The organism is Pseudoxanthomonas daejeonensis (genome assembly GCF_022637495.1).
GTDB classification, from domain to species: Bacteria; Pseudomonadota; Gammaproteobacteria; order Xanthomonadales; family Xanthomonadaceae; genus Pseudoxanthomonas; species Pseudoxanthomonas daejeonensis.
Genome location: NZ_CP093331.1, coordinates 1,631,704 through 1,644,218, shown reverse-complemented (window position 1 = coordinate 1,644,218; position 12,515 = coordinate 1,631,704). Strand labels below are relative to the sequence as shown.

Sequence of the window (12,515 nt, the reverse complement as noted above, 5' to 3'; positions counted from 1 at the left end):
TGGAAGCCGGCGATCGGCCGCCTCAGACCCTGGCCGGACCCCAGTAACCGATCCGCTTGCGCAGCTTCAGCTTGCGCCACAGGTTCATCGGCTTGGGCTTGCGGCTGCGCCCTCCGGCGGCGACGAACGCGTCGATCGCATCGAGCACGCGCTCGCTGGAGCGCCCATCGCGATAGGGATGCAGCTGGTCGGCGAATTCGCGCACCGCGGCCATCAGTTCCGGCGGCCGCGACAGCGCGCGGCGGATCGCCGGCTCGAACTGCGCCGGGTCGTCGATGTCGATCAACTGCGGCCCGGGGCGACGGTTCTTGAAGGTCACCACCGGCTTGTAGGTGAGCAGGAACTCGTTGAGCGCCGAGGACGTGTCCGAGCACATCATGTCCACCTGGCCGAACAGGTCGAGGATGTTGTCGTTCTCGGCGAACGTCAGGTACTCGTTCTGCAGCGCCTTGTACTTGGCCACCACCTCCGGGTCCATTTTCGGATGGAAGGTGACGATCCAGCGCCACTCGCCACTGCGCGACAGTCGCGCGATCTCGTCGTACAGCACGGGTGCCGCGCTCCACGAGGGCGAGAAGGTGGAGTGGTAGAGGATCACCGGCGGCTGCCGCACCGGCTCGGGCGCGTCGCCCAGCCCGGCCATGAACGGATCGATCTTGGGGAACCCGGTTTCGGCGACCGCGAAGTGGCCAAGCTCCCTCGACAGTTCGCCGAAGGCGGCGGTGTCGCGCGGGCCGGTGGTGCAGTACAGGTCGAAGAAACCGCGGATATAGATGTGCCGCGGCTTGCCGGCGTCGAAGCCGTGGAAGGTCTCGACCTTCACCCCGGGGAAGAAGTGCGGCACCGCGTTGCTGGAGGTGATCACCGCGTACGGGTTCCATTGCCGCACTTCCTGCACGGTCAGCAGGCGTTCGTCCGGCGCGAGGTCGGCGGCACCGGGGCCGTCGAAGAACCAGGCCGTCTCGTCGCCACGCGCGCGGATCGCGGCCTGGATCGGGCGCAGGATCGCCAGCGCATAACGCTCGGAACCGTAGAGCAGGTAGTGCTTGGGCACGTCGCACTCCGGGGTGCGCAGGGATGGCGGCGATTATCGCACCGGCGCACGCCGGGTCGGCCAGCCCCTGCTAGGCTTCCCGCACCTCCCATGCCGTGCATCGCCGCATGACCGCCGACCGCCACGCTCCCTCCGCAATGCCCGCCGCCACGCCGGGCCGGGTGCCGCTGTCTGCGTGCGTCATCGCGTTCAACGAAGCCGACCGGATCGGCGAATGCCTGGCCTCGCTGGCGTTCTGCGACGAGATCGTGGTGGTCGACTCCGGCTCCACCGACGGCACCCGCGAGGTGGCGCGTGCCGCGGGTGCGCGCGTGTTAGAACGCGCCTTCGACGGCTTCCGCAGCCAGAAGCAGTTCGCCATCCAGCAGTGCGCGCACGACTGGATCCTGAGCCTGGATGCGGACGAGCGCGTCGATGCCCGACTGCGCGCGGCGATCGAGGCCGAGCGCGACGGCGGCTTCCAGCGCGCGGCCGGGTATCGTTTTGCGCGCATGTCGGAATACTACGGTCGCTTCCTGCGCCATGGCACCGCCTATCCGGACCGGGTGCTGCGCCTGTTCGACCGGCGCCGCGGCGGCTGGCACGGTGATCGCGAGATCCACGAAGCGGTCTCGGTCGAAGGTCTGGTCGCCCTGTTGCCCGGCGACCTGCTGCACCATCCGTTCCGCTCCTTCATGCAACTGCTCGACAAGAAGCAGCGCTACGCACGGATGATGGCCGAACACGATTTCGCGCGCGGCAAGCGCGCAACCCTGGGCAAGCTGGTGCTGGCGCCGGCCTGGCGCTTCTTCCGTGGCTTCGTGCTCAAGGCCGGGTTCCTCGACGGTTGGCCCGGGCTGATCGAGTCTTTCGTCAGCGCCAATTACGTGCGACAGAAGACGATCATGCTGTGGCTGCTGCAGAACGGGCAGCCGCTGGTCGATCCGCCGCGGTCGCGACGCGACCACAACGCGGCGCCTTGACGCCGCGGCGCCGTTGCCTGGCTACTGGGCGGCCCGGCGATTCCGTGAGGGTGCGCAAGGGGAGCGGCTTCCGATCGCCCGCGTAGAGCGGGCGCCGGTTGGCGGATCGGCCGCCGGCGCTACAGCGGCGGCGCCGCCAGTTCGCGCGCGTCGAGATGGCCGCTCTTGTCGGCATCCTGGCGCACGAAGCGTTCGGCCAGGCGCCGGCGATGCTCTTCGATCGTGATCGGCTTGCCCCTGCCGCCCGGCAGCTCGGTGGTCGACAGCACGCCGTCGCCGTCGGCATCCATGCGCTCGAACGCGTAGCTCATCCAGGCGACGTACTCGTCCTGGGAAATGCGTCCGTCGCCGTCGGTGTCCATCCGCTGCAGGTAATCGCCGGTGCGCTCGACCTGCGCGGCGGCAGCACCCGCCAGCAGCAGGCCCGCGCAAAGCAGCAGGCCCGGACGCGGACGCCCGGGCCTGTGCGGATGCGGTGCCTGGCGGCGGGTGCCGTGCATCAGTGCGCCAACGCGTAGCCCTTGAGCCGCATCGAATACTCCTGCAGCGCGCGGATGCCGCTGGCTTCGGCTTCCTGGCACCAGGCCTGCAGCTGGCGCAGGCGCTCGGACGCGTCATGGGTGCGGGCTTCCAGCAGCGCCGACAGGCGCGCGCGGTGCTCGACCAGCGCCTGGATCCGCGGACGCTGCGACACCCAGGCGTGCAACTGCTCGCGCGCATCGGGCTTGAGCCAGCGACCGTCGTCGACCAGGCCACGACGCATACGCCGCGGCAGCAGCTCGCGCAGCCGGGCGCCGGCGGCGGCGGCTTCCTCGCGCAGCGCCGGCGTGAACACGTTGCGCTGGTAGTCGGTCATGGCCTGGAAGCGGTGCGAGAGCAGCGCGCGCAGCGTTTCGGTATCGGGCACGGCGATATTGGGGCGGACATCCAGGCTCGGCGCCACGCGCAGGACCTTGGCCAGGCCGACCTTCTCCAGGCCCTTGATCGCGGCCCAGCCGATGTCGAACTCCCAGCGCCGCATCGAGAAGCGCGCCGAGCTCGGGAACGCGTGGTGGTTGTTGTGGAGCTCCTCGCCGCCGATCCACACGGCCCACGGGGTCAGATTGGTCGAGGTGTCGGCCGATTCGAAGTTGCGGTAGCCCCACCAGTGGCCCAGGCCGTTGACCACGCCGGCGGCCCAGAACGGGATCCACGCCATCTGGATCGCCCACAGCGCGATGCCCGGCAGGCCGAACACGGCGAAGTTCACGAACAGCAGGGCGACCGGGCCGAGGTTGGCATGCGGCGTGTACAGGTGGCGCTCGATCCAGTCATCCGGCGCACCCTTGCCGTACTGCTCGATCGAGGGACGATCGGCGCGCGCCTCGCGGTACAGCTCCACGCCTTCCCAGAACACCTTGCCGATGCCACGGGTCTGCGGGCTGTGCGGGTCTTCTTCGGTTTCCACCTTGGCGTGGTGCTTGCGGTGGATGGCGACCCACTCCCGCGTGATCATCGAGGTGGTCAGCCAGGTCCAGAAGCGGAAGAAGTGGTTCAGGACCGGGTGGAAATCGACGCCCCGATGGGCCTGGCTGCGATGCAGGTAGAGGGTCACCGAGAAGATGGTCAGCTGGGTGAAGACCAGCAGCACAACCCCCATCCCGAGCCAGCCCAGGCCGGCCAGTCCGGAGGTGAGGAAATCAAGCAGCGCGTCGGGCATGTCGGGAACTCGTAGCGGGGACGGAGACCACCGGCATGCAGGGGGCGTGCCGGCGTGGGGACATGATGGGGCCTGATCCGGCAAACTTCACCCATCGGCCGCGTACTGTGTTCATCCGCGGCCCCGCCCAGGAATGTCCGCGCGATGTCCCCACCCGAACCCCTGGCCGCGCCCGGTCGCAACCGCCCGCCATTGATCGAACTGGACCGCGCCAGCGTCACCCGGGGCCAGGTGCGGGTGCTGCACGACCTGTCGCTGCGGATCGACCAGGGCCAGCACACCGCGATCCTGGGCGCCAACGGCTGCGGCAAGTCGACCCTGATCAAGCTGATCACACGCGAGCTGTACCCGCTCGCCCGCAGCGAGGGCAGGCCACCGGTGCAGGTGCTCGGCCAGTCGCGCTGGCAGGTGGACCGGCTGCGCGCGCAGCTGGGGATCGTGACCGGCGACTTCGGCGCCACCCTGGCCGACATGCATGCCCTGACCGTCGAGGACGCCGTGCTGAGCGGACTGTTCGCCAGTTTCGTGCTCCCGCCATTCCGCGAGATCACCGAGGACATGCGCACCCGCGCCGCCGAGGCGCTCGAGCGCGCCCATGCCCTGCCGCTGCGCCGGCGCCTGTACGCCGAGCTGTCCACCGGCGAGGCGCGCCGGGTCCTGATCGCGCGCGCCCTGGTCAACCGCCCGCAGGCACTGCTGCTGGACGAACCGGGCACCGGCCTGGACCTGGTCGCCCGTGGCCACCTGCTGGCGATGCTGCGCGCGCTGGCCCGGCAGGGCGTCACCCTGGTGCTGGTGACCCACCACATCGAGGAAATCGTGCCGGAGATCGAACGGGTGCTCCTGCTGCAGGCCGGCCGGGTGCTGGCCGACGGGCCACGCGCGGCGGTGCTGACCGGCGAGCGGCTGTCGCAGGCGTTCGCCGGGCCGCTCCGGGTCTGGCAGGAGCGTGACAGCTACCTGGCCGCGGCGGGCTAAGCCATGCCCGAGCTGCCCGAGGTCGAAACCACCCGCCGCGGCCTGGCCCCGCACGTGGAAGGCCGGCGCATCACCGGGGTGACCCTGCGCCGGCCCGACCTGCGCTGGCCGATCCCCGTGGAGATCAGCCGCGACTTGCCCGGCCAGCGCATCGCCGCGGTCCGGCGCAGGGCCAAGTACCTTTTGCTGGACACCGAGGCCGGCGACAGCGCGCTGCTGCACCTAGGCATGTCCGGCATGCTGCGGGTGCTGCCGGCGGACACGCCGGTCGCCGCCCACGACCATGTCGACCTGGCCCTGGATTCGGGCCGGGTGCTGCGCTTCACCGATCCGCGCCGCTTCGGCAGCCTGCTGTGGCAACCGGCCGGGACCGAGCACGAACTGCTGCGCGGCCTCGGCCCCGAGCCGCTGTCGGACGCCTTCGACGGCGACTACCTGTTCGCCCGCAGCCGCGGTCGCTCCGCGCCCGTGAAGACCTTCCTGATGGACCAGCGGATCGTGGTCGGGGTGGGCAACATCTACGCGGCCGAGAGCCTGTTCCGCGCCGGCATCTCGCCCACGCGCGCGGCCGGCAAGGTCTCGCGGGAACGCTACGCCGCCCTGGCCCTGGCCGCCCGCGAGATCCTGGCCTACGCCATCACCCGCGGCGGCACGACCCTGCGCGACTTCCTCAATCCCGACGGCGCGCCGGGTTACTTCGAACAGGAACTGGCGGTCTACGGGCGCGGTGGACTGGCATGTCCCACCTGCGGTGGCCCCCTGCGCGAAGCCAGCATCGGCCAGCGCGCCAGCGTGTGGTGCCCGCGCTGCCAGCGCTGAACGCAACGCTCGCCCGCCCGCCCGCCACGATGCAGCCGCAGGCAACCGGGCGGCACCGATACGGCAGGGGCGGAGAGAGGTACAGGCTGACCCGCCCCTCATCGCGGAGGAGACCGGCCACCGGCCACAGCAGAAAGCCCGCCCCGCCGGCGCCAAGCCGGGGCACGACCGACCGCAGGGCTCCCCGCAGCCACCCCTGCCGACCCGTCCCAGTCCCGGCATGCATCATGCCAACCACAGCCCCGGCGCCAGCAGCAGTCCGCAACGCCAAAAGTCGCTATATTCGGCCCCTTGCCGCGGTCACGGAGATGACGATGGCTGATGCTCCCGAGAGTTCCCCCGAGATCACCGTGTGGCTGGATGCCGCGCGCGGCGGAGACCGCGAGGCGCTCGATCGCGTTCTGGGCACGCTGTACCAGGAGCTGCACACGCTGGCGCGGCGACAGCTGTCGGGCCAGCAGAACAACACCCTGGACCCGACCTCGCTGGTCCACGAGTCCTACCTCAAGCTGATCGGCGCCAGCAACGGCGCCCGCTTCGAGGACCGCGCCCACTTCTTCGCCTATGCCGCCTCGGCCATGCGCAGCGTGGTGGTCGACTACGCGCGCAACCGGATGGCGCGCAAGCGTGGCGGCGACCTCAAGCGCGTGGCCGAGATCCCCGAGGAGGCCGAAAGCAGCCTGCGCCTGGACGAGAACCTGCTCGCCTTGGACACCGCGCTGGAACGGCTGACCGCGGTCGACGCGCGTCTGGCCAAGGTGGTGGAGCTGCGCTACTTCGCCGGGCTGTCGGAGCAGGAGATCGCCGAGCTGCTGGAGCGCTCGGAACGCAGCGTTCGCCGCGACTGGCAGAAGGCGCGCCTGTTCCTGCACGCGGCCATGCGCGAGGACTGACGGCGCAAGCCGTCCGCCCGCATGGACGCCGAGCGCTGGCAGCGCCTTTCGCCGCTGCTCGACGCCCTGCTCGACCTGCCGCCCGACGGGCGCATCGACGAACTGGAGCGGCTGCGGGCCGACGATCCCGTGCTGGCGGCCGAACTGCAGGCGCTGCTGGCGACCGAGGACACCGACGCGGACTTCCTGCACGACCCGCTGCCGGGCACGCGCCCGACCTCGCGCGAAGGCACGCGGCTGGGTCCCTACCAGCTCGAGCATCTGCTCGGCGAAGGCGGCATGGGCCAGGTCTGGCTGGCCGAACGCGCCGACGGCCTGTACCGGCGCCAGCTCGCGCTGAAATTGCTGCGCCCCGGCTACGCCGACCCCAACCTGCGCCTGCGCTTTTCGCGCGAACGCGAAATCCTGGCGCGCCTGCAGCATCCCAACATCGCGCGCCTGCTCGACGCGGGCATCGGCGAAGGCGACCAGCCCTACCTGGTGCTGGAGTACGTCGAAGGCGTGCCGCTGACCGAGTACTGCCGCGACCACGCGCTGCCGGTGGAGGCGCGCTTGCGCCTGTTCCTGCAGGTGTGCTCGGCGGTCAGCCATGCGCACGCGAACCTGATCGTGCACCGCGACCTGAAGCCGTCGAACATGCTGGTCACCGCCGACCACGAAGTGCGGCTGCTCGACTTCGGCATCGCCAAGCTGCTCGACCGCGATGGCGTGGACAGTGCCCACGTGCGCACCGAAGTACGCGCCTTCACCCTCCACTACGCGGCGCCCGAACAGGTGCGCGGCGAACCGGTGAGCACGCTCACCGACGTCTATTCGCTGGGCGTGGTCCTGTACGAGCTGCTGGCCGGCGACAAGCCGTACCGGCTGCGCCGGCAGAGCGACGCCGAATGGGAGCGGGCGATCCTGGAAGTCTCCCCGCCGCGGCCCTCGGTGGCGGTGCAACGCCTGGCCGAAGCCGGGCAGCTGGAGGCGGCTCCGGCGCGGCGCCTGGCCCGGCGCCTGCGCGGCGACCTGGACAACATCGCGCTCAAGGCGCTCAACAAAGTTCCCGCGCGGCGCTATGGCTCGGTGGAGGCGCTCGCCCGCGACGTCGAACGCCACCTCGAGGGCCGGCCGGTGGAGGCGCGGCCGCCGCGGATCGGCTACCAGCTGCAGAAGTACCTGCAGCGCCATGCCTGGGGCGTGGCGCTGGGCTCGGTGGCCATGGTCGTCCTGCTGGCTGCGCTGGGCCTGGCGCTGTGGCATGCGCACGAAGCCCGGCACGAGGCCGCCCGCGCCCAGGCGCTGCAGCGTTTCGTGCTGGGCCTGTTCGACCACGCCGGCGGTGCGCAGCGCAGCCAGGGCATGGCCATGCGCGAACTGCTCTCGACCGGAGCGCGGCGCGGCGAAAGCGAACTGAAGGAGCAGCCGCGCGCGCTCGCCGAACTGCTCGGCGTGATCGCGCGCCTGTACATCGGCATTGGCGCCTACCAGGAAGCGCTGGCGCTGTCGGAGCGGCAGTTGCTCCTGCTCGACAGCGACCCGGGCGCCGCCGACGGCGTGCGGCTGGACGCGGCCAGCCAGCATGGCCGCGCGTTGCGGCTGCTGAGCCGTTCGCAGGAGTGCGTGGCGCGGATGCAGCCCCTGGCCGATGCCGCGCAGGAACTCGAACACGCGCTGCCGCAGCAGGTCGCCGATTTCTACATCCAGTACGGACGTTGCCGGCGCATGCTTGGCGAGACGCGGGTAGCGCGGCAGTGGTACGAGCGCGCAATCGAGATCCGCCGCGGCGTGCTGCGCGACGATGCCGGCGTGGCCGAGGCCCTGATCGACCTGGCGGCGCTGGAGAGCGACGTGGCGCACACCGGCGCGGCGATCGAGCAGTTCCTCGCTGCGCAGCGGCAGCTGCACGCGCGCCTGGGCGACCGCCATCCGCTGATGGTCGAGATCCAGCGCAGCCTGGGTGCGCTCTACCTCGACCGCGGGCAGGCCGTCGAAGCCGAAGCCGTGCTGCGCTCCGGCCTGGCGCTCGCGCTGGAGCTCAACGGACCGGCCCACCCCTCGACCCTGGCGGTGCGCCGCCAGCTTGGCCTGGCCTACCTGCAGCTCGGTCGCCTGGCCGAAGCCGAGCAGGCGTTGCGTGCGCAGCATGGGCCGACCGAGGCCGCGCTCGGTCCCTGGCACCGCGAAACCGGCCTGAGCCTGGATGCACTGGGACGGCTGGCGCTGGAGCGCGGCGACACCGCCGCGGCCATCACCACGTTCGAACAGGCCGTGGCGGTGGGGCGCCAGCCCGATGGCCGCTACGGGCTCGACTACGCCCTGGCCGACCTGGCCCAGGCCCTGCAAGCCAAGGGCGACCGCGAGGCGGCGCGAGCCCGGTTCGAGGAGGCGCGGCGCGTGCGTGTCGCCCGGTTCGGCGCCAGCCATCCGGCCGTGGGCGACCTGGACCGGATGATGGGCGAGCTGCTGCTCGAATCGGGCGACGTCGCGGCCGCCCTGCCGTGGCTGGAGCGCGCGGACCAGCTCACACGGCTCGGCTACGGGCCGGAAGACCCCCGGTCGCTGCGGGCGCAGCTGGCGCTGGCGCGCGCGCAGGCTGGCTCCGGCGAGGGGGAAAGTGGCGCTGATCGGCTCGCGCGTTTCGCGGCCGCCTTGCCGGCCGACGCCGCGCTGGCGCCGCTGCGCTGGGAGGCGCAGGCCTACGCGGCCCAGGCGCTCTGCCACGACCAGGACGTGGCCGGCGGCAGGCGCATGCTGGGCGCGCTGGATGCTGAGCTGCTCGCCGCGAGGCCGGAAGGCGGCCGCCTTTCCCGCGAAGTCGCCGGCCTTGCCGCCACTTGCAGCGTGCGCCTGAACGGACCCACGGCCGCCACCGCAGCGCGCTGACCGCTGTGCGTAAGATGACGCGCCCACCCTCGCCCGCCGCGCCATGCAACGACGCCAGTTCCTGATCCGTGCTTCCGCCGCCTTGGCGGCGCTCGGCCTGCCCCTGCCCCTGCTGGAAGCCGTCGCCAGCCCGCTGCCGCTGGGCGAACGCCATCCGTTCGACTATGCATGGCTCAAGGGCCATGCCCGCGCGCTGGCCACCCGCCCGTTCACGCCGCGCAGCGACGTGCTGCCTCCGCCGATCGCCGCCCTCAACTGGGACCAGTACCAGTCGATCGGCTTCCGCCAGGACCACGCGTTGTGGGGCGACATGGCCGGCTCGAAGTTCCAGGCCAAGTTCTTCCACCTGGGCATCTACTTCAAGCGCCCGGTGCGCATGTTCGAAGTGGCGTCAGGCCAGGCGCAGGAACTGGCCTACGACCCGGCGATGTTCGACTTCGGCAAGAGCGGACTGAAGGGCAAGAAGCTGCCCAGCGACCTGGGCTTCGCCGGCTTCCGCCTCAACTCGCCCGACGACATCCGTCGCGACTGGGCCGCGTTCCTGGGCGCCAGCTATTTCCGCGCGGTCGGTTCGAGCATGCAGTACGGCCTGTCCGCGCGCGGCCTGGCGATCGACACCGGCATGCCGCGGCCGGAAGAATTTCCCGACTTCACCGCGTTCTGGCTCGAGCGCCCGGCGCCGGGTTCGGAGACGGTGGTGATCTACGCGCTGCTGGATTCGCCCAGCGTCGCCGGCGCCTACCGCTTCGCGATCACCAAGGGCGAGCCGCTGGTCATGGACATCGACGCGGCGCTGTATCCACGCAAGGAAATCGAACGCATCGGTATCGCTCCTGCCACCAGCATGTACCAGGTCGGCGAGAACGACCGGCGCATGGACTGGGACTGGCGCGCCGAGATCCACGACACCGACGGCCTGGCCATGCACAGCGGCAGCGGCGAATGGATCTGGCGCCCGCTCGGCAATCCGGCGCACCTGCGCTACAACGCGTTCGCCGACGAGAATCCGCGCGGCTTCGGCCTGCTGCAGCGCGACCGCAACTTCGACCATTACCAGGACGACGGCGTGTTCTACGAGAAGCGCCCGAGCCTGTGGGTCGAGCCCAAGCACGGCTGGGGCCGCGGCTCGGTGCAGCTGGTGGAGATCCCCACCATCGACGAGACCTTCGACAACATCGTCGCGTTCTGGAACCCGGAGTCCAAGCCGCAGGCCGGCCAGGAGCTGCTGTACGGCTATCGCCTCTACTGGGGCGAGCAACCGCCCGTGCAGCCGACGCTGGCGCAGACCGTGGCCACGCGCACCGGCCTGGGCGGCGTGATCGGCTTCAAGCGCGACCATTTCTCGCAGCGCTTCGCGGTGGACTTCGCTGGCGGTGAACTGGCGGCGCTGGCCAAGCGCAACGCGACGGTCGAGGCCGTGGTCGAGACCAGTCGCGGCCGCATCGACACCGTCTCGGCGCGTCCGCTGCATGCCATCGAAGGTTACCGGGCAATGTTCGACGTCTATCCCGACGACGACTCTACCCGCCAGATCGACCTGCGCCTGTACCTGCGCCATGAAGGCCGCGCGCTCAGCGAGACCTGGCTGTACCAGTGGAACCCGCCGCCGCCAAGCGAGCGCCGACTGTACTGAGCGGCCGTGCGCGCAGGTCCCGCACGCCGGCTGCGTCGCCCGTCGACGTCGCAGCCGGCTGGAGGGTGGAGCGGGCGCAATCCTGCCGGTCCGGCGAACCCTCGCCATCGCATCGGCAACATGTTGTTTATCCGCCGGCGTGGCCTGACCGCCGGCGCGGGCTCAGAACCTGAAGCCGTAACCGAATACCGGCCCGGTCAGGCTCAGCGAAATGTCACCGTTGCGGTTGCCGAGATCGGCCTGCATGTGGCGATAGCCGACCAGCCATGCGCCATTGCCGGTGCGATAGCCCGCCATCGCCGAGGCGCCCCAGGTGCCGTCGCTCTCGCCCACCGAGCCGTCCGCGCGCAGGGTGAGGTTCCAGCGCTCCGACAGCGGCCACGCGTAGCGCGCGCCGAACAGGAAATCGAGGTAGCTGCTACCCACGTCCAGCGTGCGCGGCGCGAAGGCCGGGTTGTGGGGAACGAATCCGGTCGTCAGGTCCACGTCGATGTAGCGGGCGCCGCCGTACAGGTCCAGGCCACTGTCGCGCTGGCCGCCGAAACGCATCGAGAAGGCCACGTCGAGCAGGCGCGTATCCAGGTCCGAACTCGTGTCGAGGAACCGGCGCTGGCTGTCGTCCGCCAGTCCGAGGTAGATGAAATCGGCGAAAACCCCGAATCGTTCGTTGCGGCCTTCGACCCTGCCCATGAACACGCCATCGAGCTTGTCGATGATGTCGGAGAACGACGAATCGCTTTCGGCATCGGTCGGCGGAGTGAACGTGCGCATGTCGGTGCCGATGCTGGCCGCCCAGATGTAGGGCTCCACCATCCACTCCCAGTCATCGGCTTCCGCCGCGCTGGACGCGAAAGGCATGCAAAGCGCCGACAGTGTGATCGTGACGCTCGCCAAACGGATTCCCAGCCTCATTGCATCTCTCCCCTCGATGGGTTCTGGTTGCGTCCGCGGACGGGATGGCCGCTCCCGGACGTACGGCGAATCAAACACAAACCACGATGCCCGTACCCGCCGGGCGGCAACCCGCGCCGGCGATACCGCGGCTACCACACAAGATCATCCGGCACCTTGAACTGCGCGTAGTACGCATCGTCCTCGGAGGTCGCGGACGCGGCCTCGTTGCCCGCACCCTGGCCATGGTCGAGCACGATCATGCCGGGGTCGCGTTCACGCACCTTGTCCGCGGCGACGCGCGGCAACAGTTCATACCGATCGTCGAGGCGAGCGATCACCAGTGCGCCCGACGACAGCTTCTTGCGCAGGTCCTCGCTGACCAGGACGGTACGGATCGCGCCATCGGCGGTGAAGCGGTACTCGCCTTCGCCCGAACGCGGCACCTTGCGGTCCTGGATGATCTGCCGTGCCTGCGCACGCAGTTCGGCGGTCCGCGCCAGCGCCTTGCGCTCCGCTTCCAGGACGCGGTCGCGTTCGGCCTTTTCGGCACGCGCACGTTCTGCTTCCCGCTGGATTTCGCTGGGGCCGGACGGGACCTTGGCGTGCCGGGCCTTGTTCTGCTCGCGCGCGACCTCGGCCAGCTTGGATTTCTTGACCAGGCCCGCCTTGAGCAACTGTTCCTGGAGCGGATTCCCTTTCGCCATGTCGCTGCTTC

Annotated in this window: 11 protein-coding genes; 6 read left to right on the top strand and 5 right to left on the bottom strand. The window is 70.4% G+C overall.

Annotated features, from left to right (window positions below; translation table 11 throughout):
- Positions 1-22: 22 nt before the first annotated feature.
- Positions 23-1,054 carry a CDP-glycerol glycerophosphotransferase family protein gene (locus tag MNQ95_RS07415; RefSeq protein ID WP_241954262.1) on the bottom strand — a complete coding sequence of 344 codons (1,032 nt, stop codon included), beginning with the start codon at positions 1,052-1,054 and terminating at the stop codon, positions 23-25.
- A 107-nt stretch (positions 1,055-1,161) separates the two neighbouring features.
- On the opposite strand from MNQ95_RS07415, the gene MNQ95_RS07410 reads away from it, so the two are divergent.
- Positions 1,162-2,016, top strand: a complete 855-nt coding sequence (locus MNQ95_RS07410; protein ID WP_425605725.1) for a glycosyltransferase family 2 protein — start codon at positions 1,162-1,164, stop codon at positions 2,014-2,016.
- Between the two features lie 119 nt (positions 2,017-2,135).
- Here the strand turns inward: MNQ95_RS07410 and MNQ95_RS07405 are convergent, their stop codons facing one another.
- Entirely contained in the window at positions 2,136-2,516 is a 381-nt protein-coding gene (locus MNQ95_RS07405; protein ID WP_241954261.1) for an EF-hand domain-containing protein, read from the bottom strand.
- Entirely contained in the window at positions 2,516-3,715 is a 1,200-nt protein-coding gene (locus MNQ95_RS07400; RefSeq protein WP_241954260.1) for a DesA family fatty acid desaturase, read from the bottom strand. Before MNQ95_RS07400 ends, MNQ95_RS07405 begins: the two co-directional genes overlap by 1 nt.
- A gap of 144 nt (positions 3,716-3,859) precedes the next feature.
- Between MNQ95_RS07400 and MNQ95_RS07395 the strand changes: the two genes are divergently transcribed.
- From MNQ95_RS07395 to MNQ95_RS07370, 5 genes are all read left to right on the top strand, one after another.
- Positions 3,860-4,693 carry an ABC transporter ATP-binding protein gene (locus MNQ95_RS07395; protein ID WP_241954259.1) on the top strand — a complete coding sequence of 278 codons (834 nt, stop codon included), beginning with the start codon at positions 3,860-3,862 and terminating at the stop codon, positions 4,691-4,693.
- A 3-nt stretch (positions 4,694-4,696) separates the two neighbouring features.
- Entirely contained in the window at positions 4,697-5,512 is an 816-nt protein-coding gene (gene mutM, locus MNQ95_RS07390) for a bifunctional DNA-formamidopyrimidine glycosylase/DNA-(apurinic or apyrimidinic site) lyase (protein ID WP_241954258.1), read from the top strand.
- A 314-nt stretch (positions 5,513-5,826) separates the two neighbouring features.
- Positions 5,827-6,405, top strand: a complete 579-nt coding sequence (locus MNQ95_RS07385) for an ECF-type sigma factor (protein WP_162410372.1) — start codon at positions 5,827-5,829, stop codon at positions 6,403-6,405.
- Between the two features lie 21 nt (positions 6,406-6,426).
- The gene (locus MNQ95_RS15830) at positions 6,427-9,273 is read left to right on the top strand and encodes a serine/threonine-protein kinase (protein ID WP_277884377.1); all 2,847 of its coding nucleotides are present in this window, start codon (positions 6,427-6,429) and stop codon (positions 9,271-9,273) included.
- Between the two features lie 43 nt (positions 9,274-9,316).
- Positions 9,317-10,906 carry an OpgD/OpgG family glucan biosynthesis protein gene (locus MNQ95_RS07370; RefSeq protein ID WP_162410370.1) on the top strand — a complete coding sequence of 530 codons (1,590 nt, stop codon included), beginning with the start codon at positions 9,317-9,319 and terminating at the stop codon, positions 10,904-10,906.
- A gap of 162 nt (positions 10,907-11,068) precedes the next feature.
- Here MNQ95_RS07370 and MNQ95_RS07365 read toward each other — a convergent pair whose 3' ends face one another.
- Positions 11,069-11,764, bottom strand: coding sequence for a hypothetical protein (locus MNQ95_RS07365; protein WP_162410369.1), 696 nt, complete (start codon positions 11,762-11,764; stop codon positions 11,069-11,071).
- A gap of 185 nt (positions 11,765-11,949) precedes the next feature.
- Positions 11,950-12,504, bottom strand: coding sequence for a DUF2058 domain-containing protein (locus MNQ95_RS07360; RefSeq protein WP_162410368.1), 555 nt, complete (start codon positions 12,502-12,504; stop codon positions 11,950-11,952).
- Between the last annotated feature and the right edge of the window lie 11 nt (positions 12,505-12,515).

Excerpts from the sequence above, each read along its gene's own strand:
- MNQ95_RS07395 (WP_241954259.1), top strand. The coding sequence starts at position 3,860 with ATGTCCCCACCCGAACCCCTGGCCGCGCCCGGTCGCAACCGCCCGCCA.
- MNQ95_RS07405 (WP_241954261.1), bottom strand. The coding sequence starts at position 2,516 with ATGCACGGCACCCGCCGCCAGGCACCGCATCCGCACAGGCCCGGGCGT.
- MNQ95_RS07360 (WP_162410368.1), bottom strand. The coding sequence starts at position 12,504 with ATGGCGAAAGGGAATCCGCTCCAGGAACAGTTGCTCAAGGCGGGCCTG.
- MNQ95_RS15830 (WP_277884377.1), top strand. The coding sequence starts at position 6,427 with ATGGACGCCGAGCGCTGGCAGCGCCTTTCGCCGCTGCTCGACGCCCTG.
- MNQ95_RS07365 (WP_162410369.1), bottom strand. The coding sequence starts at position 11,764 with ATGCCTTTCGCGTCCAGCGCGGCGGAAGCCGATGACTGGGAGTGGATG.
- MNQ95_RS07410 (WP_425605725.1), top strand. The coding sequence starts at position 1,162 with ATGACCGCCGACCGCCACGCTCCCTCCGCAATGCCCGCCGCCACGCCG.
- MNQ95_RS07370 (WP_162410370.1), top strand. The coding sequence starts at position 9,317 with ATGCAACGACGCCAGTTCCTGATCCGTGCTTCCGCCGCCTTGGCGGCG.
- mutM (WP_241954258.1), top strand. The coding sequence starts at position 4,697 with ATGCCCGAGCTGCCCGAGGTCGAAACCACCCGCCGCGGCCTGGCCCCG.
- MNQ95_RS07385 (WP_162410372.1), top strand. The coding sequence starts at position 5,827 with ATGGCTGATGCTCCCGAGAGTTCCCCCGAGATCACCGTGTGGCTGGAT.
- MNQ95_RS07400 (WP_241954260.1), bottom strand. The coding sequence starts at position 3,715 with ATGCCCGACGCGCTGCTTGATTTCCTCACCTCCGGACTGGCCGGCCTG.